The sequence below is a fragment of the Phyllobacterium sp. CCNWLW109 genome (assembly GCF_037203905.1).
GTDB classification, from domain to species: Bacteria; Pseudomonadota; Alphaproteobacteria; order Rhizobiales; family Rhizobiaceae; genus Phyllobacterium; species Phyllobacterium ifriqiyense.
The window spans coordinates 969,810-993,525 of sequence record NZ_JBBCBK010000003.1; the positions used below are offsets into that span (position 1 = coordinate 969,810).

The 23,716-nt window shown below is 52.7% G+C and carries 24 protein-coding genes and 1 tRNA gene; 11 read left to right on the forward strand and 14 right to left on the reverse strand.

Annotation, left to right across the window (positions count from 1 at the left end):
• Positions 1–137: 137 nt before the first annotated feature.
• Genes V9K92_RS15285 through V9K92_RS15300 form a run of 4 tightly spaced genes read right to left on the reverse strand, consistent with a single transcriptional unit; the run spans position 138 to position 2,557 of the window.
• On the reverse strand, positions 138–869 hold the full coding sequence (locus tag V9K92_RS15285) for a rhomboid family intramembrane serine protease (RefSeq protein WP_337354356.1): 732 nt from the start codon (positions 867–869) through the stop codon (positions 138–140).
• A 27-nt stretch (positions 870–896) separates the two neighbouring features.
• On the reverse strand, positions 897–1,478 hold the full coding sequence (locus V9K92_RS15290; RefSeq protein ID WP_307280325.1) for a cob(I)yrinic acid a,c-diamide adenosyltransferase: 582 nt from the start codon (positions 1,476–1,478) through the stop codon (positions 897–899).
• A gap of 10 nt (positions 1,479–1,488) precedes the next feature.
• Positions 1,489–1,686, reverse strand: coding sequence for a twin transmembrane helix small protein (locus tag V9K92_RS15295; RefSeq protein WP_307280322.1), 198 nt, complete (start codon positions 1,684–1,686; stop codon positions 1,489–1,491).
• Positions 1,687–1,726: 40 nt separating this feature from the next.
• Complete coding sequence (locus V9K92_RS15300; protein WP_336442350.1) at positions 1,727–2,557, reverse strand: SDR family oxidoreductase; 831 nt, start codon at positions 2,555–2,557, stop codon at positions 1,727–1,729.
• A 95-nt stretch (positions 2,558–2,652) separates the two neighbouring features.
• Between V9K92_RS15300 and V9K92_RS15305 the strand changes: the two genes are divergently transcribed.
• On the forward strand, positions 2,653–3,507 hold the full coding sequence (locus V9K92_RS15305) for a YihY/virulence factor BrkB family protein (RefSeq protein ID WP_115055466.1): 855 nt from the start codon (positions 2,653–2,655) through the stop codon (positions 3,505–3,507).
• Here the strand turns inward: V9K92_RS15305 and V9K92_RS15310 are convergent.
• Positions 3,474–4,361 carry a DMT family transporter gene (locus V9K92_RS15310; RefSeq protein ID WP_337354387.1) on the reverse strand — a complete coding sequence of 296 codons (888 nt, stop codon included), beginning with the start codon at positions 4,359–4,361 and terminating at the stop codon, positions 3,474–3,476. The genes V9K92_RS15305 and V9K92_RS15310 overlap by 34 nt on opposite strands.
• 65 nt (positions 4,362–4,426) lie before the next feature.
• The gene (gluQRS, locus tag V9K92_RS15315; protein WP_337354357.1) at positions 4,427–5,284 is read right to left on the reverse strand and encodes a tRNA glutamyl-Q(34) synthetase GluQRS; all 858 of its coding nucleotides are present in this window, start codon (positions 5,282–5,284) and stop codon (positions 4,427–4,429) included.
• 74 nt (positions 5,285–5,358) lie between these two features.
• Here gluQRS and V9K92_RS15320 point away from each other — a divergent pair, with 74 nt between their 5' ends.
• Together V9K92_RS15320 and V9K92_RS15325 are read left to right on the forward strand one after the other, a co-directional pair.
• Complete coding sequence (locus V9K92_RS15320) at positions 5,359–6,003, forward strand: DNA-3-methyladenine glycosylase family protein (RefSeq protein ID WP_337354358.1); 645 nt, start codon at positions 5,359–5,361, stop codon at positions 6,001–6,003.
• Between the two features lie 108 nt (positions 6,004–6,111).
• On the forward strand, positions 6,112–6,669 hold the full coding sequence (locus tag V9K92_RS15325) for an HNH endonuclease (RefSeq protein WP_008127884.1): 558 nt from the start codon (positions 6,112–6,114) through the stop codon (positions 6,667–6,669).
• A gap of 158 nt (positions 6,670–6,827) precedes the next feature.
• Here the strand turns inward: V9K92_RS15325 and V9K92_RS15330 are convergent, their stop codons facing one another.
• Entirely contained in the window at positions 6,828–7,325 is a 498-nt protein-coding gene (locus V9K92_RS15330) for a disulfide bond formation protein B (protein ID WP_336442353.1), read from the reverse strand.
• A gap of 30 nt (positions 7,326–7,355) precedes the next feature.
• Complete coding sequence (locus tag V9K92_RS15335; RefSeq protein WP_115055459.1) at positions 7,356–7,946, reverse strand: YqaA family protein; 591 nt, start codon at positions 7,944–7,946, stop codon at positions 7,356–7,358.
• 253 nt (positions 7,947–8,199) lie between these two features.
• On the opposite strand from V9K92_RS15335, the gene V9K92_RS15340 reads away from it, so the two are divergent.
• Positions 8,200–8,284: transfer RNA gene (locus V9K92_RS15340), tRNA-Leu, on the forward strand.
• A 59-nt stretch (positions 8,285–8,343) separates the two neighbouring features.
• Here V9K92_RS15340 and V9K92_RS15345 read toward each other — a convergent pair.
• Together V9K92_RS15345 and pepT are read right to left on the reverse strand one after the other, a co-directional pair.
• Positions 8,344–9,855 (reverse strand): hypothetical protein, encoded by a 1,512-nt coding sequence (locus V9K92_RS15345; protein ID WP_337354359.1) that lies wholly within the window; start codon positions 9,853–9,855, stop codon positions 8,344–8,346.
• A gap of 166 nt (positions 9,856–10,021) precedes the next feature.
• Complete coding sequence (pepT, locus tag V9K92_RS15350; RefSeq protein ID WP_336442356.1) at positions 10,022–11,254, reverse strand: peptidase T; 1,233 nt, start codon at positions 11,252–11,254, stop codon at positions 10,022–10,024.
• A 242-nt stretch (positions 11,255–11,496) separates the two neighbouring features.
• Between pepT and V9K92_RS15355 the strand changes: the two genes are divergently transcribed.
• Positions 11,497–12,285, forward strand: a complete 789-nt coding sequence (locus V9K92_RS15355; protein WP_307280081.1) for a sulfotransferase family protein — start codon at positions 11,497–11,499, stop codon at positions 12,283–12,285.
• Here the strand turns inward: V9K92_RS15355 and bspF are convergent.
• The 3 genes from bspF to secA all read right to left on the reverse strand — a co-directional run bounded on the left by bspF (position 12,282) and on the right by secA (position 17,837).
• Positions 12,282–13,568 carry a type IV secretion system effector crotonyl transferase BspF gene (gene bspF / locus V9K92_RS15360; RefSeq protein ID WP_336442358.1) on the reverse strand — a complete coding sequence of 429 codons (1,287 nt, stop codon included), beginning with the start codon at positions 13,566–13,568 and terminating at the stop codon, positions 12,282–12,284. The genes V9K92_RS15355 and bspF overlap by 4 nt on opposite strands.
• Positions 13,568–14,989, reverse strand: a complete 1,422-nt coding sequence (locus V9K92_RS15365) for a lipopolysaccharide biosynthesis protein (protein WP_115055446.1) — start codon at positions 14,987–14,989, stop codon at positions 13,568–13,570. The genes bspF and V9K92_RS15365 overlap by 1 nt, the downstream gene beginning before the upstream one ends.
• Before the next feature lie 121 nt (positions 14,990–15,110).
• Positions 15,111–17,837, reverse strand: coding sequence for a preprotein translocase subunit SecA (gene secA / locus V9K92_RS15370; protein ID WP_307280073.1), 2,727 nt, complete (start codon positions 17,835–17,837; stop codon positions 15,111–15,113).
• Between the two features lie 259 nt (positions 17,838–18,096).
• Between secA and V9K92_RS15375 the strand changes: the two genes are divergently transcribed.
• The 5 genes from V9K92_RS15375 to V9K92_RS15395 all read left to right on the forward strand — a co-directional run bounded on the left by V9K92_RS15375 (position 18,097) and on the right by V9K92_RS15395 (position 21,925).
• Complete coding sequence (locus V9K92_RS15375; protein WP_307280070.1) at positions 18,097–19,011, forward strand: peptidylprolyl isomerase; 915 nt, start codon at positions 18,097–18,099, stop codon at positions 19,009–19,011.
• 73 nt (positions 19,012–19,084) lie between these two features.
• A complete protein-coding gene (gene argJ / locus V9K92_RS15380; protein WP_115055440.1) occupies positions 19,085–20,326 on the forward strand; it encodes a bifunctional glutamate N-acetyltransferase/amino-acid acetyltransferase ArgJ in 1,242 nt (413 codons plus the stop codon).
• Positions 20,326–21,084, forward strand: a complete 759-nt coding sequence (locus V9K92_RS15385) for a GNAT family N-acetyltransferase (protein ID WP_337354360.1) — start codon at positions 20,326–20,328, stop codon at positions 21,082–21,084. The genes argJ and V9K92_RS15385 overlap by 1 nt, the downstream gene beginning before the upstream one ends.
• Positions 21,077–21,490 carry a (deoxy)nucleoside triphosphate pyrophosphohydrolase gene (locus V9K92_RS15390; RefSeq protein WP_336442361.1) on the forward strand — a complete coding sequence of 138 codons (414 nt, stop codon included), beginning with the start codon at positions 21,077–21,079 and terminating at the stop codon, positions 21,488–21,490. The genes V9K92_RS15385 and V9K92_RS15390 overlap by 8 nt, the downstream gene beginning before the upstream one ends.
• Positions 21,491–21,601: 111 nt before the next feature.
• A complete protein-coding gene (locus V9K92_RS15395; protein WP_307280062.1) occupies positions 21,602–21,925 on the forward strand; it encodes a hypothetical protein in 324 nt (107 codons plus the stop codon).
• Between the two features lie 5 nt (positions 21,926–21,930).
• Here the strand turns inward: V9K92_RS15395 and V9K92_RS15400 are convergent, their stop codons facing one another.
• The gene (locus tag V9K92_RS15400; protein WP_337354361.1) at positions 21,931–22,812 is read right to left on the reverse strand and encodes a methyltransferase domain-containing protein; all 882 of its coding nucleotides are present in this window, start codon (positions 22,810–22,812) and stop codon (positions 21,931–21,933) included.
• 62 nt (positions 22,813–22,874) lie between these two features.
• Between V9K92_RS15400 and V9K92_RS15405 the strand changes: the two genes are divergently transcribed.
• On the forward strand, positions 22,875–23,654 hold the full coding sequence (locus tag V9K92_RS15405; protein ID WP_337354362.1) for a ComF family protein: 780 nt from the start codon (positions 22,875–22,877) through the stop codon (positions 23,652–23,654).
• Positions 23,655–23,716 lie beyond the last annotated feature (62 nt).

A 23,716-nucleotide genomic window follows, 5' to 3' on the forward strand; every position in this document is an offset into this window, starting at 1 on the left:
TGACGTGGACACTGGAAGCGCACCGAAACCAATGTGCGTGGTGAATTTGAGCCAAAGCTTTGGTATTGTCTACAAACAACCTCCAGCAGATTTCCAATTTAGACAGGTAAGTTCTTCGCTACCTTGAAGCCGCGGCTTCAGGCCTCATTGTTTTGCTTGTCTTCGGTCACGACGGCGCGAGGTGTGACAATGGTGCGATCAAACAGCGGAATGCTCCAGCGTTTGAGAATACCGACCAGCAATGCGCCCGAAATAATTCCGCCGACATGGGCCGACCAGGAGATGCGTTCATCGCCATGTACGAAGAGCATCAAGAACTGTTCGGCGATCCAAAGTGCAAGCAGATAGATTGCCGGAAGCGGCAAAGGAATGCGTCCGAAGGCGAAGACCCAAACCCAGACCCGTGGGTGAAGCATGAGATAAGCGGCGACAACCCCGAATATCGCTCCCGATGCGCCAATCAATGGGCCATGAGAGTCGGAAAAAACAAAACCGTGCATTAAGGCACCGCCGGCACCGCAAAGAAAATAAAAGATCAGAAATTTTATATGCCCCATGGCATCTTCGACATTGTCGCCGAAGACCCAGAGAAACAGCATATTTCCGCCGAGATGGTAGATGTCGGCATGCATGAACGTATAGGTGATGTAGGTCCATCCACTAGCTATGAAGTCATATTCCGGCGGACGAACAACCAGACCCTGCGCTACGGCGGGGATGTAGCCAAATATCATTGAGGCTTTTTGGGTGTCCGGATCGAAAAAGGCCACAAGCCCAAAAATCATAACATTCAAAACAATGAGTGAAAGCGTAACATATTGTAGTTTGATGTATTTGAGGCGATTGGCGTCATATAGTGGAATGAACATTAATTCCGGGTTCCTGCCTCAGGCCTGTCAGCGATTTTTACCCGGCACCCATAACACGTCCTTCGCGCCATTGTCATTGACAACCCGAGCCGCAACAAACAGGAAATCGGAAACGCGGTTGATGTATTTCAATGCGGCGGGCGTGACGATCTCATCGGGCCTTTGAGAAAGCTCGACCATTTGACGTTCTGCACGGCGCGAAACCGTGCGCGCCAGGTGCAAAGCGGCTGATGCAGGGGAGCCTCCCGGCAGCACGAAGGAGCGCAAAGGTTCAAGCTTTTCGTTCAGTTGGTCAATATCAGCTTCAACTCTTGAAACCTGGGTATCGATGATCCGCAAAGGCTCGTAGGCTAGAGTTTCACCCGTATCCGGGGTGGCAAGATCAGCCCCGAGATCGAAAAGATCATTCTGGATGCGAAAAAGCATGGCATCGAGTTCGGGATAATCCCGTTCCGTATGCAATCGGGCGAGGCCAACAAAGGAATTTGCCTCGTCCACAGTGCCGTAAGCCTCTACGCGCAAGTCATGCTTTAAACGGCGCGCTCCAGTGCTGAGGCCGGTGGTGCCATCATCGCCGGTGCGCGTATAAATCTTGTTGAGCTTGACCATTATATTCGCCCTAGCCTGCAGCGCGATGGAAGTAGATGGCGCCAACAATCAGGATGATGGCAACGAGCTGCAGCAGAATACGCAGTTGCATCATCTTGTTGGAGAAGTTGGCATCGCCGCCCTTCATCATGTTGCGCAGACCGACGAGAAGCACGATAGCGACGGCGGCAATGGCGACAATTGCCAGAAACTTGAAGATGATGTCCATGATGTTATTCCTTATCAGGCTGACTTGCAGTCTGCTCCTGTCATGATTGGCTCGCAAGCATGCGATATAGCGCACGTGCCGATAGCATTCTTTTGGCAAAACTTGCCAGCTTAGCTGGAACCGTCACCACATAATGGGGTCTGGGACGCTCATTTTCCAATGCGTGTTTCAGAACCTTGTAAATGGCATCTGGCCCAAGCGCGAATCGTGGCGGCTTTGCCTGTGAGAATTTGGCGATTTCTCTCTCGTATTGCTCGCGATGCACTGATTTTTCAATATCGATATATTTGCTTATTTGGGCCGCCGCATTGGTCCTGAAATGGGACTCGATCGACCCCGGCTCGAGCAGCGATACATGAATGCCGGAGCCAGCCAGTTCCATCCGCTGTGTTGTCATCAACCCTTCGAGTGCAAATTTCGAAGCGACGTAAGCTCCGCGCAGTTTCATGGGTACCAAGCCGAGAATTGATGAACAGTGGACAATTCGCCCATGACCCTGCCGCCGCATCACCGGAACAATAAGTTGCGTCAACTCATGCCAACCAAAAAATGCTGCTTCAAATTGCTCGCGTAACGCCGTTGTCGGCAAATCCTCCACAGCGCCGGGCACCGCGTAAGCGCCATTATTATAGAGTGCGTCGAGCGTGCCGCCGGTCTGTTCAAGAACAGCCCTGACCGTATCCCTGATGGATTGCGCCTCGCTATAGTCAAGGTAATGAGCCGAAAAGCCTTCCGCTTTAAGATCATCTATGTCAGATAATTTGCGGGCAGTAGCAAAAACGGTCCAGCCATCAGCCTTCAGGGCGCGTGCACAATAAGCGCCCATGCCGCTGGAACATCCTGTAATCAAAATCGTTCTGGAACGGGGCATGGTTTCGATTCAATAGGTTGCGCAAAAAAACACTTCACATATTCGCTTGTGCCTTGCAATCTCGCGTACATGACCATGGGGGCAAACCTGCATTGATGCGTAAACTATATGGTTTTCTTCGGCGTATTCTTGGTGACGCTCTGGGGCATTTCAGCACGGATGATGGATGGGCACTGGCGAGCCATGTTGCGCTGTCAGGAATCATGGCGCTTTTTCCGTTTCTGATTTTTGCCACGGCATTGGCGAGTTTTCTCGGAGCAAGTGCTTTTACCGAGACGGCAGTGCATGTCGTATTCGACACCTGGCCGGAGGTGATCGCCAACCCAATCAAGCAGGAAGTGAGCAATGTTCTCAATGTGCAGCGCGGCGGGTTGTTGACAATCAGTGTGATTGCCGCTGCCTACTTTGCATCCAATGGTATTGAAGCTTTGCGGGTCGCGCTCAACCGGGCTTATCGTGTGGTGGATACGCGCTCGATCATTTATTGCCGTCTGCAAAGTCTTGGCTATGTGATTATCGCGACCATCGGCATCATGGCGATCAGCTTTCTGCTGGTGCTTGCCCCGCTGGCGATGCGGATTGCTTCGAAATGGTATCCTGAAATTTATCTTCTATCGGGAACGATCAGTTTCTGGCGCTATTGCATTGCATCGGCCGTGCTCATCATCGGCCTTCTTGTGGTTCATCTCTGGCTGCCAGCAGGGCACAGGCGTTTTGTGGATATTCTGCCCGGCATTCTGCTTACACTGATTGCCTGGACTATTGGGGCCACGATCTTTGCCAGCTATCTAGAGACATTTGCGTCTTATATCTCGACCTATGCGGGACTTGCTTCGATTATGGCCGCTATTGTTTTCCTTTATATAATCGCAGCCATCTTCATTATCGGAGCTGAAATAAACGCTGCGATTATTATCTATCGCGAGGGAAGGGTGGCGCGGCGGCTTTGACCTGCGGTAGAAAGCGCAACGCCCAACGTGGCAATGGCCATGCCAACCAGCTGAAATAACGTCAATGTCTCCCCGAAAAGGACATAGGCCATCAGGGCCGTGACGCCGGGCACGAGATAAAACAGCGACGCGACTTTCGAGACTGCGCCTTGGTTGATCAGGATCATCAGCAGCAGGACCGCGCCGATGGAAAGAACGACGACCAGCCAGAACATGGCGAATACCAGTGAGCCTGACCAGATGATTTCATGAGTCTCGAACAACAATGTCATGATTGCCATGACCACCATCGCACCCAGATATTGCAAGGTTGTTCCTGCCTTTAAATCAATCTGACCAACAAAGCGTTTCTGCCAGACGGTGCCGATGCTGATGGCAATGACCGAAAAGATCGAAGCGCCGACAGTTGCCGGGGTAATACCATCGGCAGAAATCGAAAGCTTCGGCCAAAGCACCATGGCGACACCGATGAAGCCGACACCCAGTCCCGCCCAGTGGCGCGGCTGTATTTTTTCGCCAAGCGTTACACCCGCAATCAGCGCAGTGATCAGGGGTTGCAGGCCGACGACCAATGCAGACATGCCAGCGGGCAAGCCCTTGTGAATGGCCCAGAACACAGCTCCGAGATAAGCGCCATGGATCAGACAGCCGGCGATGATTGCGTGCATCGCTCCGCGCCTATCGGGCCAATTATTGCCCGCCAGAATAACCCATACGCCTAATATTGCGCCTGCAATGGCAAAGCGTGCCATGAGAAACAGAAACGGTTCCATATAGGGCATCGCGTAGCGCGCGCCGATAAAGCCGGTAGCCCACAGAAGAACGAACAGGGCTGGAAGGAAGCGTACGGACATTGGGGGTACAGCCGGATCATTGAAGGAGACAACTGACTTATACCCGCAAAGTGAGATGCGATAGATCATAAACCGATCAAATCACATATCTCCTGACGTGTTACCCCTCGCTCACGCAAAGATCGCAGGGACGTATCCCTGCGGCTTTTCGATAATTTGTTGCCGTCATTATCCAGAACGAGCCTATGATGGTGGTAGAGCGGCGGTTCAATGCCGAAGAGGTGTTGAAGCAGGCGGTGAACGCTGGTGGCGTGATAGAGATCCTTGCCACGAACCACATGGCTAATGCCTTGCAAGGCGTCATCAATAACGACGGAGAGATGATAACTGGTGGGCATATCGCGTCGGGCGATGATGACGTCGCCCCAGTCCTGAGGCCGGGCATTGACCTTGTGTTCACGCGAACCAAATTCATGCCAGATCAGTTGCGTTCCTGCCGCCTCAAGCGCGCGGTCCATGTTCAAACGCCAGGCATAAGGGTCTCCCCTTGCCATGCGTGTTTGCTGTTCGCGCTTTGAAAGCAGGCGTTCAATCGGAGGGTAGAATGGCGCGCCGTCCGGATCGCGCGGCCAATCATCCATGTTGGAACGCTCGATCTCCCGCTTGATACCACTGCGGCTAAGAAATGCCGGATAGACAAGTTCCATTTTGACGAGGCGATCCAGAGCTTCCTGATAGATTGGAAAATGTTCCGACTGGCGGCGAACAGGCTGTTCCCAATTCAGGCCAATCCATTCCAAGTCATTCAGCATTGAATGCTCAAGTTCGGGTGTGCAGCGTTCGCGATCTATATCCTCCATGCGGAGCAGCATCCGGCCACCCATATTCTGTGCCATCTGTTGATTCAGAAGAGCGGAATAGGCATGGCCGAGATGAAGGGAGCCATTGGGACTGGGTGCGAATCTGAAAACCGGAACTGTCATGCGCGCTGGACATTCTTGGCGTTGTTCACACTCATTGATACGGTGTTTGCCGGATCATGCAAGGATGAAGACATATGCGCAGAATTGATACACTCGACGATATTGCCGAAGGCCTTGCGGACCTGTTGCGCGCTCATCCCGAACTGGCGGTGGTTGCGGAGAAGGCTGGACCATTGCCTTTGCGTCGCTCCGCGCCGGGTTTTGAAAGCCTGGCATCGGTCATCGTTTCCCAGCAGGTGTCCAAGGCGAGCGCCGATTCTATATGGAAACGCCTCATTGGCGTTATCGACCCGCTGACGCCGGAAAACTATCTGGCAGGGGGCGAGGAAGCGTGGCGAATCGCGGGTCTTTCCCGCGCCAAGCAGGCGACGCTCGCCCGGATAAGCCAATCGATCGTCGCCAGCGAACTCGACCTGTTCGACCTTTGTGAGCGGCCCATCGAAGAGGCGATGCAGGTGATGACGAACGTCAAGGGGATTGGCCCATGGACCGCCGAGGTCTATCTGCTTTTTTCAGCCGGTCATGCGGATGTCTTTCCCGCAGGGGATGTCGCGCTTCAACATGCCTATGCGCATGCATATGGCGAATCAGTGCGGCCGGATTCGAAAACATTGAAGATTTTTGCCGAGCGCTGGTCGCCTTGGCGGGGTGTGGCTGCCAGACTTTTCTGGGCTTACTACGCCGCAACCCGTGGCCGTGATGCTACACCCGTCGCATGAAGTTGAAATAACGGTGCTTTTTCTGCTGCCGCGCAGCAATTCGCTTCACATTCCTGTCACGTCAAGCTTACAATATGAAGGCCTGATGGTTGGATTGGAGTTGATTCCTTGACAATAGCCGTCTCGCCGGACGGACTGCCGGCTCTGGTACTTAATGCGGACTATCGTCCGCTCAGTTATTATCCCTTGTCGCTTTGGTCCTGGCAGGACGCGATCAAGGCGGTTTTTCTTGACCGTGTGAATATCGTGGCCGAATACGAGCATGAAGTCTCGTCGCCTTCATTCGCGATGCGTTTGCCAAGTGTCGTTTCGCTGAAAAGCTATATCAAGCCGTCGCGCAACCCGGCCTTTACGCGGTTTAATGTTTTCCTGCGCGATCGCTTCGAATGCCAATATTGCGGTTCGGAAGAAGATCTGACATTCGACCATGTCATCCCCCGTTGCGCCGGTGGCGAAACAGTTTGGGAAAATGTTGTCGCTGCCTGTTCGCCCTGCAATCTACGCAAGGGAGGCCTTATGCCGGATCGCGCCAAGATGTGGCCGAGGCAAAAGCCTTACCCGCCGACAGTTCACGATCTGCATAATAATGGCCGCATGTTCCCGCCAAACCATCTGCATGAAAGCTGGATGGATTATCTTTATTGGGATGTCGAGCTCGAGCCGTAGAAACCTCCTGCCAATCCACCCCGATGGCCATCTGTTGCAATTTTCTGCGCTTCCGTTGCTCACGAACCCGAAAGTTCGCTGCGCTACGGTTCTCAAAAATCACATCACCTGACTCATCGAGATGAATTCTCAGAAGGTTTCTGCGTTGTGGATTAGATTTAGGATTTCGCTGCGCCGCGAAATGCTACGATCATCAGAACCAAGCTTGCAATGGCATTCCAGCCAGCAAAGGACAGGCCGAGAACGCGCAGAGCAGCGGTATCGCATGCAGGCGGGCGAACAGAATTCATATCGCTTAGAAGGCTGCCTGCGTCCGTTGTGATCGACATTGCCACCGCCGTGCAATCAGTTGGGCCTGCCCAGAATTTCCACTCCACGCCCGCATGAAATATTGCAAGACCAAGGCCAATGAGCATGAGCAGGCCGCCCAGAGCCAGAAGCAATCGCGTCAGACCTGCGGGCCATTTCAGGGATGATGAAGCAACCGCCAGCACCATCAGGGGGATACCGGCATAATAGGGATAGCGCTGCTCAAGGCATAGCTTGCAGGGGAGGTAGCCGCCAATATGTTGAAAACCCAATGCCGAGCCGACTGTGACAATCATGGCCAGCAGCAGAAAAAGTGCGGTCTTCAAATGGGGTTTGGTATTGGTCATGACGGCGCTGGTCCTCTTGAATTGACGCAACTACAGATGAAGATAATGGAACACGGCGTAGAGCAGAATCAGGATGAGCGCCGCTGCACCGGCAATGAGTCCGAGGCGTTTTTCGATAAAATCGCGGATCGGTTCGCCGTAACGGCGCAAAAGCCATGCGAGAAAGAAGAAGCGCGCACCGCGTGCGATAATTGCCGAGACGATGAACAGCCAGATGTTGATACCCGCCGCGCCTGAAAGAATGGTGACTATCTTGATGGGAGGCAGGTGAGCAAGTCCCGATGTTACAAGCAGGAGCAGGATCGCATCAGCGCTGGTGGAGCCGCGCATGGCCTCAAAGGCATCAAGCTTGCCATACATTTCAAGTATCGGTTTGGCGAGGGTTTCATAAGCATAAAAGCCCAGCATCCAGCCGGCTATTCCGCCAAGCACAGAGGCAATAGTGGCAACCAGCGCATAGCGATAGGCCCGTTCGGGACGGGCAAGGGCCATCGGCAGATAAAGCACGTCTGCGGGAACGAGGAAAACAGAGCTTTCGACAAAGGCAATGACCGCAAGCCATGCTTCAGCCGACTTGCGCGCGGCCAGTGACATTGTCCAATCATACAGTCTGCGCAGCATTATCGGTTCCCGCCTGGAGTAAATATGCAAGGTCTCTTAGAGCAAACATTCGCCAAATGGAATCGGGACGATCAATTTTCGCAACCTCGCTGGCAGGTATTCTTGCACCCGCCTCTAGCTTTGACCGCTGGCAGGGGCAACACACGAGTGCGTTATCCGCGAAAAAGCTTTTATTGCTGTTGACCGAAGGTGCCCTGTGCATGTATTTGGCTGTCACGGAGTTGAGTTCGCTTATCTCCGACGCTTTTTGGCGGCCCCTTTGGCGGAATTGGTAGACGCGCCTGACTCAAAATCAGGTTCCGCAAGGAGTGCTGGTTCGATTCCGGCAAGGGGCACCAACAAGAAGTGGCTTTCGGCTGCTAATGGATCAATATTATAAGCTTCTTATATATCATGTTTACGAAGACGCCGTTTTGTTTGAGACGCCGTTGGCTGTATGCGTTGAACTATGCTGGCTGTTTTCAATAACTTTGAGTTTTTTCTGACTTACTAATTTCTTTGTAGCTACATTTGTAGGAGTTTGAGGCATTGTAAGGTTTTCTTGAGATAGTATTTCTTGACCGTATACTTCTCTGTAGGCGTCCCGGAACTCCGGCAAGTGTCTCATGCCTCGAAATACCGGCCAATCGCGGTAATCCTCAGCTTGTAATGGACCGTCCTTCCCGCCTTGGCGCATCAATTTGCATACCGTTTCAATATTGTCGCGTACAGCCGCAATACATACCTGAAAGTTTAGGCCAGTCGCTGACCAATCTTCCTTATCCAATATTTGTTTAGCTCTCTGCCCGTTTCCTTGGAGTCTCACGGCATTGGCCATATTGATTATCATCATGCGTCGCGTAGAATCAGACCCATGGCTCTTAAAAGTATAAGCTCCTAGTTCAAGCAATTTTTCAGCTAAGAAATACTCGCGCGCTATTATTAAATCCAATCCGGTTTGATTAAGGGCAGAGTCTGCAGCCTCTCGTTCCCTATCCACAAATTTACGCCATAAAACATGACCTAGCTTTAGGCCAACTTCACTCACGATCTGGACCGCATCTTTAAAGTAAGTCGCGTCGGTTACTAACCGGTGGCCTATTTCCAATTGAATGTTTTTTCCGTGGGCCATGCAATTTGTTCGATACTGTTCCGAGATCAGGCCACCAGTGTGAGTCAATAAATTCCTACGTTCACACAATTCGATAAAGTCTGGCCAAACTTTGAGATCTTTCCTAAGGGGGAGACTGAATTTCTTTTCCATCCAAGAAAACTGCTCATGATGGCTATTTCGTATGACAGATTCCACATCCTTCTCTATTATCTGGTTCTTGGCGTCATCCAAGCTGCCATACTTGAGCAAATCAGAGTACTTAATCTCACGATCCGATGTTAGAATCATTTCCTCGTGCGTCTTGAAAACGACCTTTAAAAGCTTCGCCAAATAGGCATCATAGACGCTAATAAGACCGATTACGGAGATTTCAGGAAGGTGCTCAGCGCCCTTAATGGCTGCCATGGAAGCTTCATGCTTTTGCACCAAAGTACTAAAGTAGCCTTGTGATATTTCGTAGACGGAGAAGTTTTCATTTTCAAACTCTGGAATTTTTAAGCCATTATTTGCGACGAAGGTTCCAATTTCTTGATTGGCAATTGCAGTTGATATCAAAGGAGATAGTTCAATTGTAGACGATATTACGTTGCGATAAGTCGCCATCATCGACAAGAAAGAAGAGATTACGTTCTTAAATGAATGAGACTCTAATTCGGTAGCTTTGTTCTCATCACCATCAGTCGCCGGTGTTTCATCCACGGCCTTAGACCAATTCTTGAATGTTTCTGGTGACGGTCGTTCGAAGGCTATGGAATGGCCAGTAAACCTGTCATCTTTCTTCCGAAATGTTACAAAGATGGTTTCAGCTAATGGCATATGTGTCTCCCTTTCTTAAAGAGGAGACACGGATTCTGAAGCTTGGTCAACGGCCCCACCGCCATCTTGAGTACCAAATTGCGTATAGGCGCCGCTGTGTAAAACGTGACTTCCCAAAAACTCTCAAGTATTGCTCAGTTACACACTGGTGGAATTAAGTTTGCCCTCACGCGCGCTCTTCCCATATCCTGGCAAGTTCCACGATTGTCTTTACAGCTCTTTCCATGTCCTGCCTGCTGACCCATTCTAGCGGCGAGTGAAAGGCATGGCCGCCGGCAAAGAGGTTTGCGCAAGGAAGGCCCATATAGGATAGTCGTGAGCCATCCGTGCCACCTCTTATGCTGCCGCGCACGGGTTTCATGCCCGCGCGCCGAATCGCTTCGATTGCGTTTTCCACGATCTCGGGGTTCCGGTCGAGAATCGCTTTCATATTGCGATACTGCTGTTTCACAGTGAATTTGTAAGAAGAGCCGGGGAAATCGGAGATCACTTTCTTGACCAGATCTTCCAGCATGGCTTCCTTTACCACCAGACCCTCATCGTTAAAGTCACGGATGATAAGGGCGAGCGTGGCCTTTTCCATGGAACCCGTAATATTGACCGGATGAATAAAACCTTCGCGGCCTTCAGTCGTTTCGGGGGCGATATTCTTGGGTAAAGCGGCAATAATCGCGCTGGCGATCTTGATGGCGTTTTCCATCTTGTCCTTGGCAAAACCCGGATGGATTGCGACACCCTGAATGGTGATCTCAACGCCATCTGCCGAGAATGTCTCATCTTCAATATGTCCGGCGGTTTCACCGTCGACAGTATAGGCAAATTGCGCACCGAGCTTTTCAAGGTCAACCTTGTCAGCGCCGCGCCCTACTTCCTCATCCGGCGTAAACAGGATGCGAATGGTGCCATGTTTGATGTCGGGATTATCCATGAGGATTTGCGCAGCCGTCATGATCTCGGCGAGACCCGCTTTGTCGTCGGCTCCAAGCAAAGTGGTGCCGTCGGTTGTGATGATGTCGTTGCCAATCTGATCAAGCAGGACAGGATGATCTTTCACGCGAATGATCTGCTGCGTATCTCCGGTCAGCTGAATGTCCCCGCCTTGATAATTCAGCACATGTTGGGGCTTCACATTTGTCCCTGTGAAATCGGGCGCCGTATCCATGTGCGAACAGAAACAAATGACCGGCACGTCCTTGTCGACATTGGAGGGGATGGTTGCATAGACATAACCATGTTCGTCCAGATGGGCGTCGGTCAGGCCAATTTCGAGCAGTTCAGCGACAAGTATGCGGCCAAGATCAAGCTGCTTCTGGGTCGTGGGCTGTGTTGAAGAACTGGCATCCGACTGGGTGTCGATCACGACATAGCGAAGAAAGCGGTCGGTAACTGTATCGGTCATAGGCTTCATTCCAATTGATCAGCGGTAGTCGTCTGTTTAGCGCGTGATGGGCCGTGTGTGAAACGGATTTCAGCTGAGATGTTTTCTCAGGGCGGCGCCATCGCGCTGTCTTTTGCTCGATCAAACTTCTCAAGGGCGAGAAGATACAATATTAAATCAATGTGTTGGGGGCTATTTTGTCGTGATCTGTATTGTGAGTTCTTCCGATCCTGTAGAAAATAAATCTAAATTGGGGAAGATTAATGAATGAACATGCTGAAGGCAGCCCGATAATAGTTTGCGGGTGTCAAAGAAGTGGTACGACCGCCATTGTTCGGATTTTGAACGATAATGGAATGATGATTTCCAATGAATGGGCATTGTTTGCGTGGCCCGCTTGGCAAGAGCAGTTTTCATTGGCTGAGTGGCTTGAGAACAAACGTGCTCAAGTGGAGAAAAACCTTTGGCTGCAGTTCTGGCACTATAAAATCGAGCTGACAGGTTTGGAGGCGGAGCAAGGTTATTCGGCAGCCTTGCACTCGGTCTATGGCAGGCGTGATGCTTGGCGTTGGGGAGACAAGTGGTCGGATTATGTTTTCCACGTTGACGCTGTCAAAGCCCATTTTCCTAATGCCAAAATTATCTACATTTATCGTGATGGGCGCGACGTTGTCGCCAGCATGTTACGCAAGACCATAGAGAAAGATCCCGGCCCAGGTTTCAAACGGTGGGTGAATTCCATTGAAGCCTGGCTTTCATGGAAAGATCGGGTTGATCACCTTGCAATAAGACAGGAGGACTTGCTGCAGTATCCCGAGAAGATCGCCGCAGACATTGCCGACTATTGCGGGTTTACACTGCAGAGCGCCGGGCATGCTGCTTATGTGCTGTTGGGGTCGGATGCCGAAAACAATGGGGACCACGTATCTGAAAACCCCTTCGAGCATACGGGAGCATATCATGACCAGTTTTCAGATGCTGATGTTCCGGCCGATGTCATGCGCCATCTGATAAATCTGGGCTATGCCAAGCATAAGCAAGAAAGGGCCTAGTTTCGTCCGGTCAAATTGCGCAAGCGCTCGCGCATGAGGCGGGCAATATTCTGGGTGCGCCGGTAAAGGTGGATCTGCGAAGCCGCCTGCCGGGTGGCGCGATCTGCTTGCGGGGTAAGGCCGATGACCAGAGTTCCGATTTTCTCCCGCTCCTGGAAAAGACGAGACGCAACGGGGTGATCCGGCACGGCGCAAGAATCAGTCCGGTCAATATTGGGATCTTCCAAATGATTCTTCAGCACTTCAATCATCAAAAGAACACCCGGCGAGAAACTCGCCAAACGCTCATCATAGGCGGTTTTCCAAGTCCACGCGTCGCCCGCTTCGATGAACACGATCAGCACCGCGATTACTTTGCCATCCAATTCCAGCGTATGGATGCGAGCCAGATCACGTGCAGCAAGATTGTTGACGGCCTCACGTGCAAAGGCCGCACGGAAACGGTCTACGGCCATCGCCGAGCCGCGCTGTCCCTTCCAGCCACTGGCTTCCAGTGCCAGGAAATCCTCGAGTTTGTGTCTTATATCCTCTTCGCTACGGCTGACGACGTAAGTGAGGGCGCCTTTTTCTGAGAGACGCCGCCAGAGCCGGCGGTACTCCTTGGTATGTTTTGCGCCAATGGCTTCGCGTAAATATTCGGCCCCCTCTTTGGTACTTTCAATTGCGGGACGTTCCATCTGGTGCGTCGTGACCAGTGGCAGGTTCCGTTCCATGGCTATTGAACGGATAAGCTGCGCCACCGGGCGGTCGAGCAGCATATCCGGGAAAACCAGGATTTCCGGTAGTTTCAGATGTTTGCGGCCCAGCATATCGAAGAGATCATTCAGAACGCCAACGGGGTCGTCGCGATCGATCAAAGGCGTTCCCTGTGGTCCAAACGGCGTCGCCCAAGCGCGCAAGATCGAACCTGAAAAAGCAAAGCCCGGGCGCTCTATCGTGTAGGGCATCAGGAAGCGCAGGCGGCTTTTGATGTCGTTCTCGTCGCGCATAACCATGAACCGGACCTGCCTGTCATCGAGGCGTGGCATGGCGGGCGCCAGAAACCGGGGATTGAAAAAGATGTTTGGCTCGATCGTCCGGTAGGTGAGATATTCCAGCTCATCAAGGAGCTCAAAACCGGCGGAAGCCGAATAGATGGAAAGCTTGCGGGGAATGGCGTGCGTGCTAAGAGTTTCCTCGAACTGCTTTGTCGCATCGCGCGAAGAATCCATGCCCGACAACTGCGCAATGATATGCGCAGAAGGACCACCGGCGAGTTCTTCAAGGAGCGGGATCGCGGCCATCAGACTTCTTCCTTGGCAGGTTTCTCGATTACCCTGCCGGCAAAAACGAACATCGTAATGTTCAGACGTTTGTAAACAGTCAGCGTTAAGGTCACAGCTTCAAATACCATTGAAAAAGCGGTGGCGCATGCGGCTCCGGTCAAACCATAGGCCGGGATGAGCACAATGCTGAGACAGATATTAACAATCAGTGTGAGAGCATAAACCGCAGCACAGATTTTTTGCTTTCCGGCCATGTTCAGCAGGCTTTCAGCCGGCCCAACCGACGCCCGGGCAACCACACCGATAACCATGATGAAAAGGAGGGGATAGCCCTCCGTGAACTCGTCACCGAACAGGTAGAGCAGTGGTTTGCCCAGCAAAAGCAGCACCAGCGCCATTGCAAGAGAGGGCCAAAATGTCCAGCGCGCCGTGTCTCTTGCAAATGCAGCCAGTTGGGCGTGGTCGGTTGTATGGATCAGTTCGGAATATCGCTGCGCGGCACCGGCTTTTACCGAGAAATAGACAAAGTGCACGAGAGCCAGAAGTTTCACAGTGGCAAAATAGGTGGCGACCTTGTCAGGCTCCATGAACCGCCCGACCATCAGCACGTCCGCATTGGTGAGAAGAAAGAAAAAGCCCTCAACAAGGAAGATAGGTAGCGAGACTGTGAACCATTCGCCGAAACGAATGGACCTGTTTCCAGGAGGAATAACAGACTTGAACCGGTTATTGACCACGAGCAATTGAACCAGCGTTGTAAGATAGGTCGCGATAATTGAGCAGATCACGGCGATAATAGCTGTGGGCGTAAAGCCGGCCGCATGGGCAATGCTCATGATGATGAGGGTCAGGACCGGCCTGACGATATAGGTTGGGGTGAGGGCAACCAGAACCCATGAGCGTGAGCGTGCTGTGCCGTCAAGCGTATCGCCGAGGGCGATCATCGGAAGACAAACAAATCCAAGCAGGAAGGGCGTGACATAGTAAGCTTCCAGCGCATCGCGGAAGTGATAAATGCCTGCCGCGGCGGCAAGCGCCAGAAAGGTCGTCATGGATATGGCAAATATCTTGCTGGTAAACAGGATACCGCGCAGGCGATTTAGCTGGTTGCTCTCAAGATATTCCGGGACATAGCGGATAATACTGGTCTGGAAGCCGAGGCAGGAAAGATTGCCAAGGATGACGACTGTCACCCATACGAGAACAAAAATTCCATATTCAAATTGCCCCATCCAGCGGGCGAATATGACCTGCGATAGGAGAGCTATGGCTGCACTGATAATACGAATGCCGAAAGCAATCAACGAAACGCGCTGCGCTACGGCATGCTGATTGGTCCCGTCGAGCAAAGCATCCAGGCGAAGGAGCCATGGATGGAGCTGGCGGGTCAGTTTCTCCGGCAGAAACCGGTCTGCAGTCTGTACCGCAGAAAATCGCAAGGGGCAGCTCCAATTATGGCCAATGAGGGAGCTTTACTCAGTAAACCTTTAGAAACGGTTCGAAAAGTAGACACGAATGCTCGGTAATGAAAAGGCCGCATTGAAGCGGCCTTTTTTGTAATCAGGCAAAAGAGCCGTGGCAGTGTTTGTACTTCTTGCCCGAGCCGCAAGGACAGGCTTCGTTGCGGCCAATCTTGCCCCAGCTTTGTGGATTATTGGGGTCGCGATCCGCCGGATCCACGATGCGCAAATCTTCTTGCACGGCAAGCATGCTGCCTTCGCCGAAATCATCTTCGCCGGTCGTGCCATCAATATGATGGCCTTCCATCGGAGGCAATTCCGGCTCTTGAGTAGCTGCCGCATCCCGAACCAGTTCAACGCGCATCAATTGCGATGTCACGTTCTGGCGCAGGTTGACCAGCATTGTCTGGAACAGCTCGAATCCTTCGGTCTTATACTCGTTGAGCGGGTCACGCTGGGCATATCCGCGGAAACCGACAACCGACCGCAAGTGGTCAAGATTGACCAGATGCTCGCGCCAAAGCGCATCAAGGCTCTGAAGTATGATCGATTTTTCGACATAGGCCATGATTTCGGGCCCAAAGCGCTCAGCACGATCCGCCGCCGCCTTTTCGACCGCGTCGAACAGGCGTTCACGAACATCATCTGACGTTATACCATCTTCAAGCGCCCAATCTGTTACCGGAAGGTCGAGATTGAGAATATTGCGGACGTCTTCATCCAGCTGCTTGATGTTCCACTGTTCCGCATAAGCGCCTTCCGGCGTATGCCGGTTGGTCAGGTCCTCAACCACGTCCTCGCGCATTTCCTTGGTCGTCTGGCTGAGGTCCGTGCCATCCATGATTTCGAGACGCTGCTCGAAGATCACTTTACGCTGATCATTCATCACATCGTCATATTTCAGAAGGTTCTTGCGGATATCGAAGTTGCGCGCTTCGACCTTCTTCTGCGCTTTTTCGAGTGCCTTGTTGATCCAAGGGTGGACAATGGCTTCGTCCTCCTTGAGACCCAGTCTCTGCAACATTCCATCCATGCGCTCCGAACCGAAAATGCGCATCAGATCGTCCTGCAGGGACAGGAAGAATTTCGAACGGCCCGGATCACCCTGACGGCCTGAACGACCGCGCAGCTGATTGTCGATGCGGCGGCTTTCATGCCGCTCCGTCGCCAAAACATAAAGGCCACCGGCAGCCAGTGCCTTTTCCTTCAGGACAGCGATGTCGGCACGAATAGCGTCTTCCTTGGCCTTGCGCTCTTCGCCAGCAGGCATGTCGTCGAGTTCACGCGCAATGCGCATTTCGAGATTGCCGCCGAGCTGAATGTCGGTGCCGCGACCAGCCATGTTCGTAGCGATTGTAATAGCACCCGGCACGCCCGCCTGTGCCACAATATAGGCTTCCTGCTCATGATACCGGGCGTTCAGAACCTGAAAGTCCTTGAAACCTTCTTTGCGCAGGCGATCGGCCAGTTGCTCGGACTTCTCGATGGAGGTCGTACCGACGAGGACAGGCTGGCCCTTTGCCGCTGCTTCGCGGATATCGCGAACAATGGCTTTATATTTTTCTTCGACAGTCCGGTAAACTTCGTCATCTTCATCCAGACGCTTGACCGGATTGTTCGTCGGAATTTCCGTAACCTCAAGACCGTAAATATTGCCGAACTCTTCCGCTTCGGTGGAGGCCGTACCGGTCATACCGGCCAGCTTCTTGTACATGCGGAAATAATTCTGGAAAGTGATTGAAGCCAGTGTCTGGTTTTCCGGCTGGATTGTCACATGTTCCTTGGCTTCAAGCGCCTGATGCAGACCTTCCGAGAAACGGCGGCCCGGCATCATGCGGCCGGTGAACTCATCAATGATGACGATTTCATCGTTGCGAACGATGTAATCCTTGTCCTTCTGGAAAAGCTTGTGAGCGCGAAGTGCATTATTGACGTGATGGACGACGGCAACGTTCTCAATATCGTATAGACCATCACCCTTCAGATGTCCGGCATCGCGAAGCAGGTTTTCCAGCTTTTCCGTGCCGTCTTCCGTGAAGATTGCGGTTTTCTGCTTTTCATCGATTTCATAATCTTCCGGCTGCAGGGGCAGGATGAATGTATCGATGAGATTATAGAAATCGGAGCGGTCATCCAGCGGGCCTGAAATGATCAGCGGCGTACGCGCCTCATCGACAAGGATCGAATCCACTTCGTCGACGATGGCATAATTGTGCGGGCGCTGAACCATCTGCACGCGCTCATACTTCATGTTATCGCGCAGATAATCGAAGCCCAGCTCATTATTGGTCGCGTAGGTAATATCGGCATTATAGGCTTTGGCGCGTTCTTCATCATCGAGTCCGTGGACGATGATGCCGTAGCTTAGGCCGAGGAAATTATAGATTTGGCCCATCCAATGCGCATCGCGGCTGGCCAGATAGTCGTTGACGGTAACGACGTGAACACCCTTGCCCTCTAGCGCATTCAGATAAACCGGCAAGGTCGCGACGAGTGTCTTGCCTTCACCGGTCCGCATTTCCGAAATGCCGCCCCCATGCAGGACCATGCCGCCGATAAGCTGGACGTCGAAGGGACGCATGCCGAGAACGCGCTTGGCGGCCTCGCGTGCCACAGCAAATGCGGGCACCAGCAGGTCATCCAGCTTTGTGCCATTTGCCAACTGCGCTCGGAACTCCGCAGTCTTGCCCTTGAGTTGTTCGTCCGTTAAGGCCGAAATTTCCGGTTCAAGCGCATTGATTGCATCAACGCGAGGCTTGAATCCTTTTACGCGACGCTCGTTTGAAGAGCCAAAAAGCTTGCGAGCTAAGCCGCCGAAACTGACCATCCCTGGTCCTCTCTTTAAATACGTTCTGCCGGTGAGTCCCGGCATTTGAAGCGTCTGATGTCCGGAACTACAAAGCTGCCATATATCTGAGCTAACAAGTCAAAGGTATAAAGCAACTTCTGCCAAGCTATCTGGACGCAAAGCCGTTGGACAGATAAGAGGGGCCTTGAATGATGTCAATGTTGAAGCGTTGCTTCACTACGGCCAAATTCTGCCATATTCGTAGCTCGTACCGATCCTCCCAAGGAGAAAATTGAAAATGAAACTATTGCGTAAGACGATTTCATTGATGACTGTAGCCACGTTTTTGGCGGGCGTTTCCACAGTGGCCATGGTCCAAAACAGCGCGTTGGCCCAGGATGCGACCCCCGCACCGGCTGCAAAAGCTGCCCCGCTGGACCCGACAACGGTTATTGCCACTGTGAATGGCAACAAGATTACGCAGAAGGATCTGGATCAGGCATCCGCAGATCTCGACCCGCAGATTTCCCAATTGCCTGAAGAGCAGCGTCGCGTTGCCGCTCTTGCAGCAATTATTGATATCAAGGCGTTTGCTGTGAAGGCCGAGGCAGATAAGCTCGATCAGACGGCGGATTTCAAGTCGCGCATGGCCTTCCTCAAAGAACGCGCCCTGCACAATGAATATTTCAAGCAGCAGGTTATCGACAAGATCACGGATGCGGATGTCCGCGCGCGCTACGACAAGGAAATCGCTGCAATGCCAGCGACGAATGAAGTTCGCGCCCGTCATATATTGGTGAAGACCAAGGAAGAAGCGGAAGCAATCATCAAGCAGCTGGATGGTGGAGCCTCGTTCGAGGACATTGCCAAGGAAAAATCGACAGACGGTTCCGCCGCTCAGGGTGGTGACCTTGGATATTTCGGACAGGGGCAAATGGTTCCAGAGTTCGAAAAGGCAGCAAACGAGCTCGAGATTGGAAAATACTCGAAGACTCCGGTGCAGACTCAATTCGGTTTCCATGTGATCAAGCTTGAAGACAAGCGTGCCAAGCAGCCGCCAGCATTTGATCAGGTGAAGGATCAGGTCAAGTCCATGTTGATCCGCGATCGGTATACGGATTTGATCAAGCAGGAGCGGACATCGCTGAAGATTGTCTATGCCGACCCCGAAGTTGAAAAAGCTTTCAAGGCAGCCACCGAAGGCCAGCAGTAAAAATCAAAGGCCCGCTGGTAAAGAGCGGGCCTTTACTCCTTTCGATCCTTCATTTCCATCTTCGAGGTTGTAGATGTCCACAGCGGTTTCGCCCCTTGCTCCCAAACATTATCCAGCAATGCCCGAGATTCAGGGGGTCAGGATTGCGACGGCTGAGGCAGGCATAAAATATAAAGGCCGAACCGATGTTGTCATGATGGTTTTCGATAAGCCAGCAGCTGTGGCGGGCGTTTTCACCCGTTCGAAATGCCCCTCTGCTGCGGTGGATTTCTGCCGATCCAGCTTGAAAGGTGGTTATGCGCGCGCCGTTATTGTCAATTCCGGCAATGCCAACGCATTCACGGGCAAAAAGGGTAGGGAATCAACCAAGGTCACTGCTGCTGCTGCTGCCAAAGCTGTAGGGTGCAAGCCAGGTGAGATATTCCTTGCCTCCACTGGCGTAATCGGTGAGCCGCTTGATGCCGGAAAGTTCAGCCATCTGCTTGGCGACATGGCAAAGCAGGCAGTCTCCGGACGTTGGCAGGATGCGGCCAGTGCGATCATGACGACCGACACATTCCCAAAAGTTGCCACGGAAACCGTATTGCTAGGCGGGGTTCCCGTTACCATCAACGGAATCGCCAAGGGCGCGGGGATGATCGCGCCGGATATGGCAACGATGCTCTCATTCGTTGCAACAGATGCTCCGATCGCTTCCGATGTTTTGCAGGAACTTCTTTCCAAGTCGGTGGGCAAGAGCTTCAATTCAGTAACTGTCGACAGCGACACATCCACGTCCGACACTTTGCTGCTTTTTGCGACCGGTTCGGCTGCCGAACGCGGTGCGGCGCCTGTCACCAAACTGAAAGACAAGCGTCTCAAGCCCTTTGAAAAGGCTTTGGAACGCATTCTCAAGAATCTGGCTTTGCAGGTCGTGCGCGATGGTGAGGGTGCCCGCAAGATGCTGGAGATCACGGTCACCGGCGCAAAATCGGACAAATCAGCCAAAAAGATTGCCTTGTCCATTGCCAATTCTCCCTTGGTCAAGACAGCAGCCGCTGGTGAGGACGCCAATTGGGGCCGGGTTGTCATGGCTGTGGGTAAGGCTGGCGAACCAGCAGACCGCGATCTTCTGGCAATCTGGTTCGGCGACATCCGCGTTGCCCGCGAAGGGGAACGCGATCCGGATTATTCGGAAGCTGCGACCTCGGCCTATATGAAGAACGAAGATATCCAAATTCGCGCCGATATCGGTCTTGGTAAAGGCAAAGCCACAGTCTGGACTTGCGATCTGACCAAGGAATATGTGGCGATCAATGGTGATTACCGCAGCTGATGCCGTTCGCTTTAACGCAAGTCAGGCAGATAGAGGCGCTGGGCTTCCGGGCGTGGCCAGCTTCATCCGTCCATTATGACGGAAGCTGGAGTATCCGAATCACTCCAAATCATCCGGCAAAACGGCTGAACTCGGTTAATCCGCTTGATCCGGGTGATACGGAGAATATTGAAAAGCGGGTGGCCACGGCCGCGGAGCGGTTTCGGGCCGCAGGTCGTGCGCTTATATTCAGACTTTCTCCCTTGGCACCGCAAAAGCTTGAATCCTATCTGGAAAAATCCGGATGGACACGATTCGACGAATCGCTGGTGATGATTGCGGATTTGGCGGATGTCGATCTATCCGATGCGAGAGAGCAGGAACCGGAGAGGGATACTGATCGGTTCGCCGCTGCCTCGTTGCGTGTTCAGGCAGAATCACCTGAAAAGAAATCCAGCCTGGTCGACGTGATCAACGCCATAAGACCGGCAAAAGGCCTGTTTGTCCGCGAAGACGCAGATGTACCTGTCTCAGCGGCTATTTGCATATGTGACGGCGCGATGGCTGGGCTGCTTGGAATCGAAACGGCAGAACTTGAGCGCCGGCGCGGGCATGGGCGCGCCATTGTGAAAACGGCACTGAAGTGGGCAGTCATGCAAGGTGCCCGCAAGGCGTGGCTTCAAGTTGAAGCGGGTAATGCAGGCGCCATCGCCCTTTATCAATCCATGGGATTCAAAGAAGCATACCGATACGCTTACTGGCGGGCAGAACATGACTGACAAAACACTCCCGATTCTGCTGGTCACGGCCTGTGCCTTGGTCGATAGCGACGGAAGGGTGCTGTTGACGCAGCGTCCGGAGGGAAAATCACTTGCAGGGCTGTGGGAGTTTCCCGGAGGTAAGGTTGAACCGAACGAGACTCCGGAAGCCAGCCTTATCAGAGAACTGCAAGAAGAACTTGGCATTACGGTCAAGCCCGCCTGTCTTGCACCCCTGACATTTGCCAGCCACACCTATGAGAAATTCCATCTTCTCATGCCGCTGTTCATTTGCCGGCGTTACGAAGGCATGCCCCGTTCGATGGAGGGGCAGGCGCTGAAATGGGTGCGTCCTAAAGATATGCGTGACTATCCAATGCCCGCAGCCGATATTCCGCTCATACCGTTTTTGATCGATCTTCTGTAATTTTATACAATGTTAAGTTGTATTCTCGCCCGTTAACTCTAACGGTTAATTCATCCTTCACCTGATTGAGCGACTTTTAAACATTCTTGAGGCGCATTTTTCAGGTGGTTTATGGCGCGCAAAAACGATTACATCGATGATGATCTGATGATGCGAACCGGCGGTTTGTCCGGGGCAGCTGGAGGAATCCTGCGGATTACATTGCTGTTTGGCTCTGCTGCCGTCGCATTGGCGCTGATCATAGCCCCGCTTGCCAATCGGAGCAGTCAAGCTGTCGTGGATTATTCGGCAGGACGCTCGCTGGACGAAATCCAGACAGGATCAATCAAGAAAGCTGATCCATCGACCTATACGGTCCGCCGCAGCGTGCTGCAAAGCACGCCAAATTCGGTTTGCATTCTCAAAAGCGATGGTACGAAAACAGGCGACTGTTAGGGGCTTTAATCTTTTTCAGCTTCTTTAAGGAAATCTGCCAGCGAAGCCTTCGCAGAGCCGGGTTTGAGCGGCTTTTGTTGCGATTCATGCGCCGCCCAGCCAGACATCCAAATGAATGAAAATGTCGCGCGAATGCGGCCATCAGGATCGCTAAAGCGTTCGGCATAGATTTCTGCTGCCCGCATGAAGAATTGCCGGGTCAGCGGCTTACGGGAACGCCCGAAAAGGCTGTTCTGGACACCCATCGCCCGCAAGTCGCGCATCAGCGCGAAAAGATTATCATATCGCACCGTATAGGTTTCAATATCCGTGACGGGCAATGTGAAACCCGCCCGTTGCAGCAGACCGCCGACATCGCGCACATCGGCAAACGGTGCGACACGCGGTGATACGCCCCCGCTGATTTCACTCTCAGTGGCAATCAGGCATTCGCGCAGTTCGGTCAGAGTGTTCTCACCGGCCATGGCGCCGAGAAACAGCCCATCCGGCTTCAATGCCCGCCTTATCTGGAGCAAGGTCCCCGGTGTGTCATTTGTCAAATGCAGGGACAGCAAGGAAACCGCAAGGTCAATGCTTGCAGCTCCAAGTGGCAATATTTCCTGATCGGCGACAATTGCGGGAAAGCGGGTTGTCAGGAACGGCGCAGCTTCGTCAATGCGAATGATGATCGAAGCCTTGCCCGAGCGCTGCATCGCTTCGGCTGCAAGGTCTGTGTGGCTGGCGAGGTCAATCGCAACTTCGAACTGGCGCTCGACAGCCGATAGTCGCTCTTCAAGATCGTCGGCTGCGCGTGCGAGCAGAAAGTCGGCAGAAGTTCCGTGCTGTTTGAGCGCGCGTAATCTTCTTTGTAGAACTAAAGTTCGATCGAATAGCTGATGCCGATCCATTCCGAATTTCTCTGATGAATGTATAATTGCCCGGTAGATGCGTCGCTTGGACATGAATTGCAATGAAAACTATCGGGAAAACTGTCCGCACAAGCATCGGCATAGGCGCGCGCAGTGCCGTGCGGGAGGTGTTTAATGTGCTTTTCCCGCCTGTTTGTGCCGGATGTGACAAGCATGTGGCTGAACCCGGTTCCTTGTGCGGAACATGCTGGACCAAGGTCAGATTTATCGAAAAGCCCTATTGCCCGGTGCTTGGAACGCCCTTCAGCCATGATCTGGGTTCTGAAATTCTTTCGGCTGAAGCAATCGCGGATATGCCGCCCTTTGCTCGTGCCCGCGCCGTTGCAATTCATGAAGGCGTCATTCGCGATATGATTCACCGGCTCAAATATAATGATCGCACCGATCTAAGCCGCTGGATGGCAGGGTGGATGGCGCGGGCAGGGCGCGAACTGATCGATGATTGTGACGTGATCGTGCCAGTGCCGCTGCATGCGAGGCGTTTCTGGTTGCGCCGTTTCAACCAATCGGCAGAGCTTGCCCGTTATCTGGCGAATGTCAGCAGCAAAGCCTTTGAACCTGACGCCCTCAAACGCATCAAAAAAACGCGGCAACAGGTGGGGCTTGGTCCGAGCCAGCGCCTTACAAATGTTCGCGGTGCCTTTAAAGTGCCTGAGGCGCAGGAGATAAAGGTTCGAGGGCGCAATGTTCTTCTGATCGATGATGTCTATACGACTGGCGCGACGGTTAAGGCAGCAACCCGCGCACTCCTGCGGGCTGGAGCAAAAAGTGTCGATGTATTGACCTTCGCCAGGGTTATGGGAGACGAATTGTCTGTCTAAGCTGGCTTTTGCGCAACGAACGGGCCTTTTCCCGTCAGGTTTTCACGCCTATATAAGGGAAA

Excerpts from the sequence above, each read along its gene's own strand:
- V9K92_RS15405 (WP_337354362.1), top strand. The coding sequence starts at position 22,875 with ATGAAAACTATCGGGAAAACTGTCCGCACAAGCATCGGCATAGGCGCG.
- V9K92_RS15300 (WP_336442350.1), bottom strand. The coding sequence starts at position 2,557 with ATGCCCCGTTCCAGAACGATTTTGATTACAGGATGTTCCAGCGGCATG.
- gluQRS (WP_337354357.1), bottom strand. The coding sequence starts at position 5,284 with ATGACAGTTCCGGTTTTCAGATTCGCACCCAGTCCCAATGGCTCCCTT.
- V9K92_RS15285 (WP_337354356.1), bottom strand. The coding sequence starts at position 869 with ATGTTCATTCCACTATATGACGCCAATCGCCTCAAATACATCAAACTA.
- V9K92_RS15310 (WP_337354387.1), bottom strand. The coding sequence starts at position 4,361 with ATGTCCGTACGCTTCCTTCCAGCCCTGTTCGTTCTTCTGTGGGCTACC.
- V9K92_RS15375 (WP_307280070.1), top strand. The coding sequence starts at position 18,097 with ATGAAACTATTGCGTAAGACGATTTCATTGATGACTGTAGCCACGTTT.
- V9K92_RS15290 (WP_307280325.1), bottom strand. The coding sequence starts at position 1,478 with ATGGTCAAGCTCAACAAGATTTATACGCGCACCGGCGATGATGGCACC.
- V9K92_RS15400 (WP_337354361.1), bottom strand. The coding sequence starts at position 22,812 with ATGGATCGGCATCAGCTATTCGATCGAACTTTAGTTCTACAAAGAAGA.
- V9K92_RS15345 (WP_337354359.1), bottom strand. The coding sequence starts at position 9,855 with ATGCCATTAGCTGAAACCATCTTTGTAACATTTCGGAAGAAAGATGAC.
- V9K92_RS15295 (WP_307280322.1), bottom strand. The coding sequence starts at position 1,686 with ATGGACATCATCTTCAAGTTTCTGGCAATTGTCGCCATTGCCGCCGTC.
- V9K92_RS15355 (WP_307280081.1), top strand. The coding sequence starts at position 11,497 with ATGAATGAACATGCTGAAGGCAGCCCGATAATAGTTTGCGGGTGTCAA.
- V9K92_RS15305 (WP_115055466.1), top strand. The coding sequence starts at position 2,653 with ATGCGTAAACTATATGGTTTTCTTCGGCGTATTCTTGGTGACGCTCTG.
- V9K92_RS15330 (WP_336442353.1), bottom strand. The coding sequence starts at position 7,325 with ATGACCAATACCAAACCCCATTTGAAGACCGCACTTTTTCTGCTGCTG.
- secA (WP_307280073.1), bottom strand. The coding sequence starts at position 17,837 with ATGGTCAGTTTCGGCGGCTTAGCTCGCAAGCTTTTTGGCTCTTCAAAC.
- V9K92_RS15385 (WP_337354360.1), top strand. The coding sequence starts at position 20,326 with ATGCCGTTCGCTTTAACGCAAGTCAGGCAGATAGAGGCGCTGGGCTTC.
- bspF (WP_336442358.1), bottom strand. The coding sequence starts at position 13,568 with ATGGCCGCGATCCCGCTCCTTGAAGAACTCGCCGGTGGTCCTTCTGCG.
- V9K92_RS15390 (WP_336442361.1), top strand. The coding sequence starts at position 21,077 with ATGACTGACAAAACACTCCCGATTCTGCTGGTCACGGCCTGTGCCTTG.
- pepT (WP_336442356.1), bottom strand. The coding sequence starts at position 11,254 with ATGACCGATACAGTTACCGACCGCTTTCTTCGCTATGTCGTGATCGAC.
- V9K92_RS15320 (WP_337354358.1), top strand. The coding sequence starts at position 5,359 with ATGCGCAGAATTGATACACTCGACGATATTGCCGAAGGCCTTGCGGAC.
- V9K92_RS15395 (WP_307280062.1), top strand. The coding sequence starts at position 21,602 with ATGGCGCGCAAAAACGATTACATCGATGATGATCTGATGATGCGAACC.
- V9K92_RS15335 (WP_115055459.1), bottom strand. The coding sequence starts at position 7,946 with ATGCTGCGCAGACTGTATGATTGGACAATGTCACTGGCCGCGCGCAAG.
- argJ (WP_115055440.1), top strand. The coding sequence starts at position 19,085 with ATGTCCACAGCGGTTTCGCCCCTTGCTCCCAAACATTATCCAGCAATG.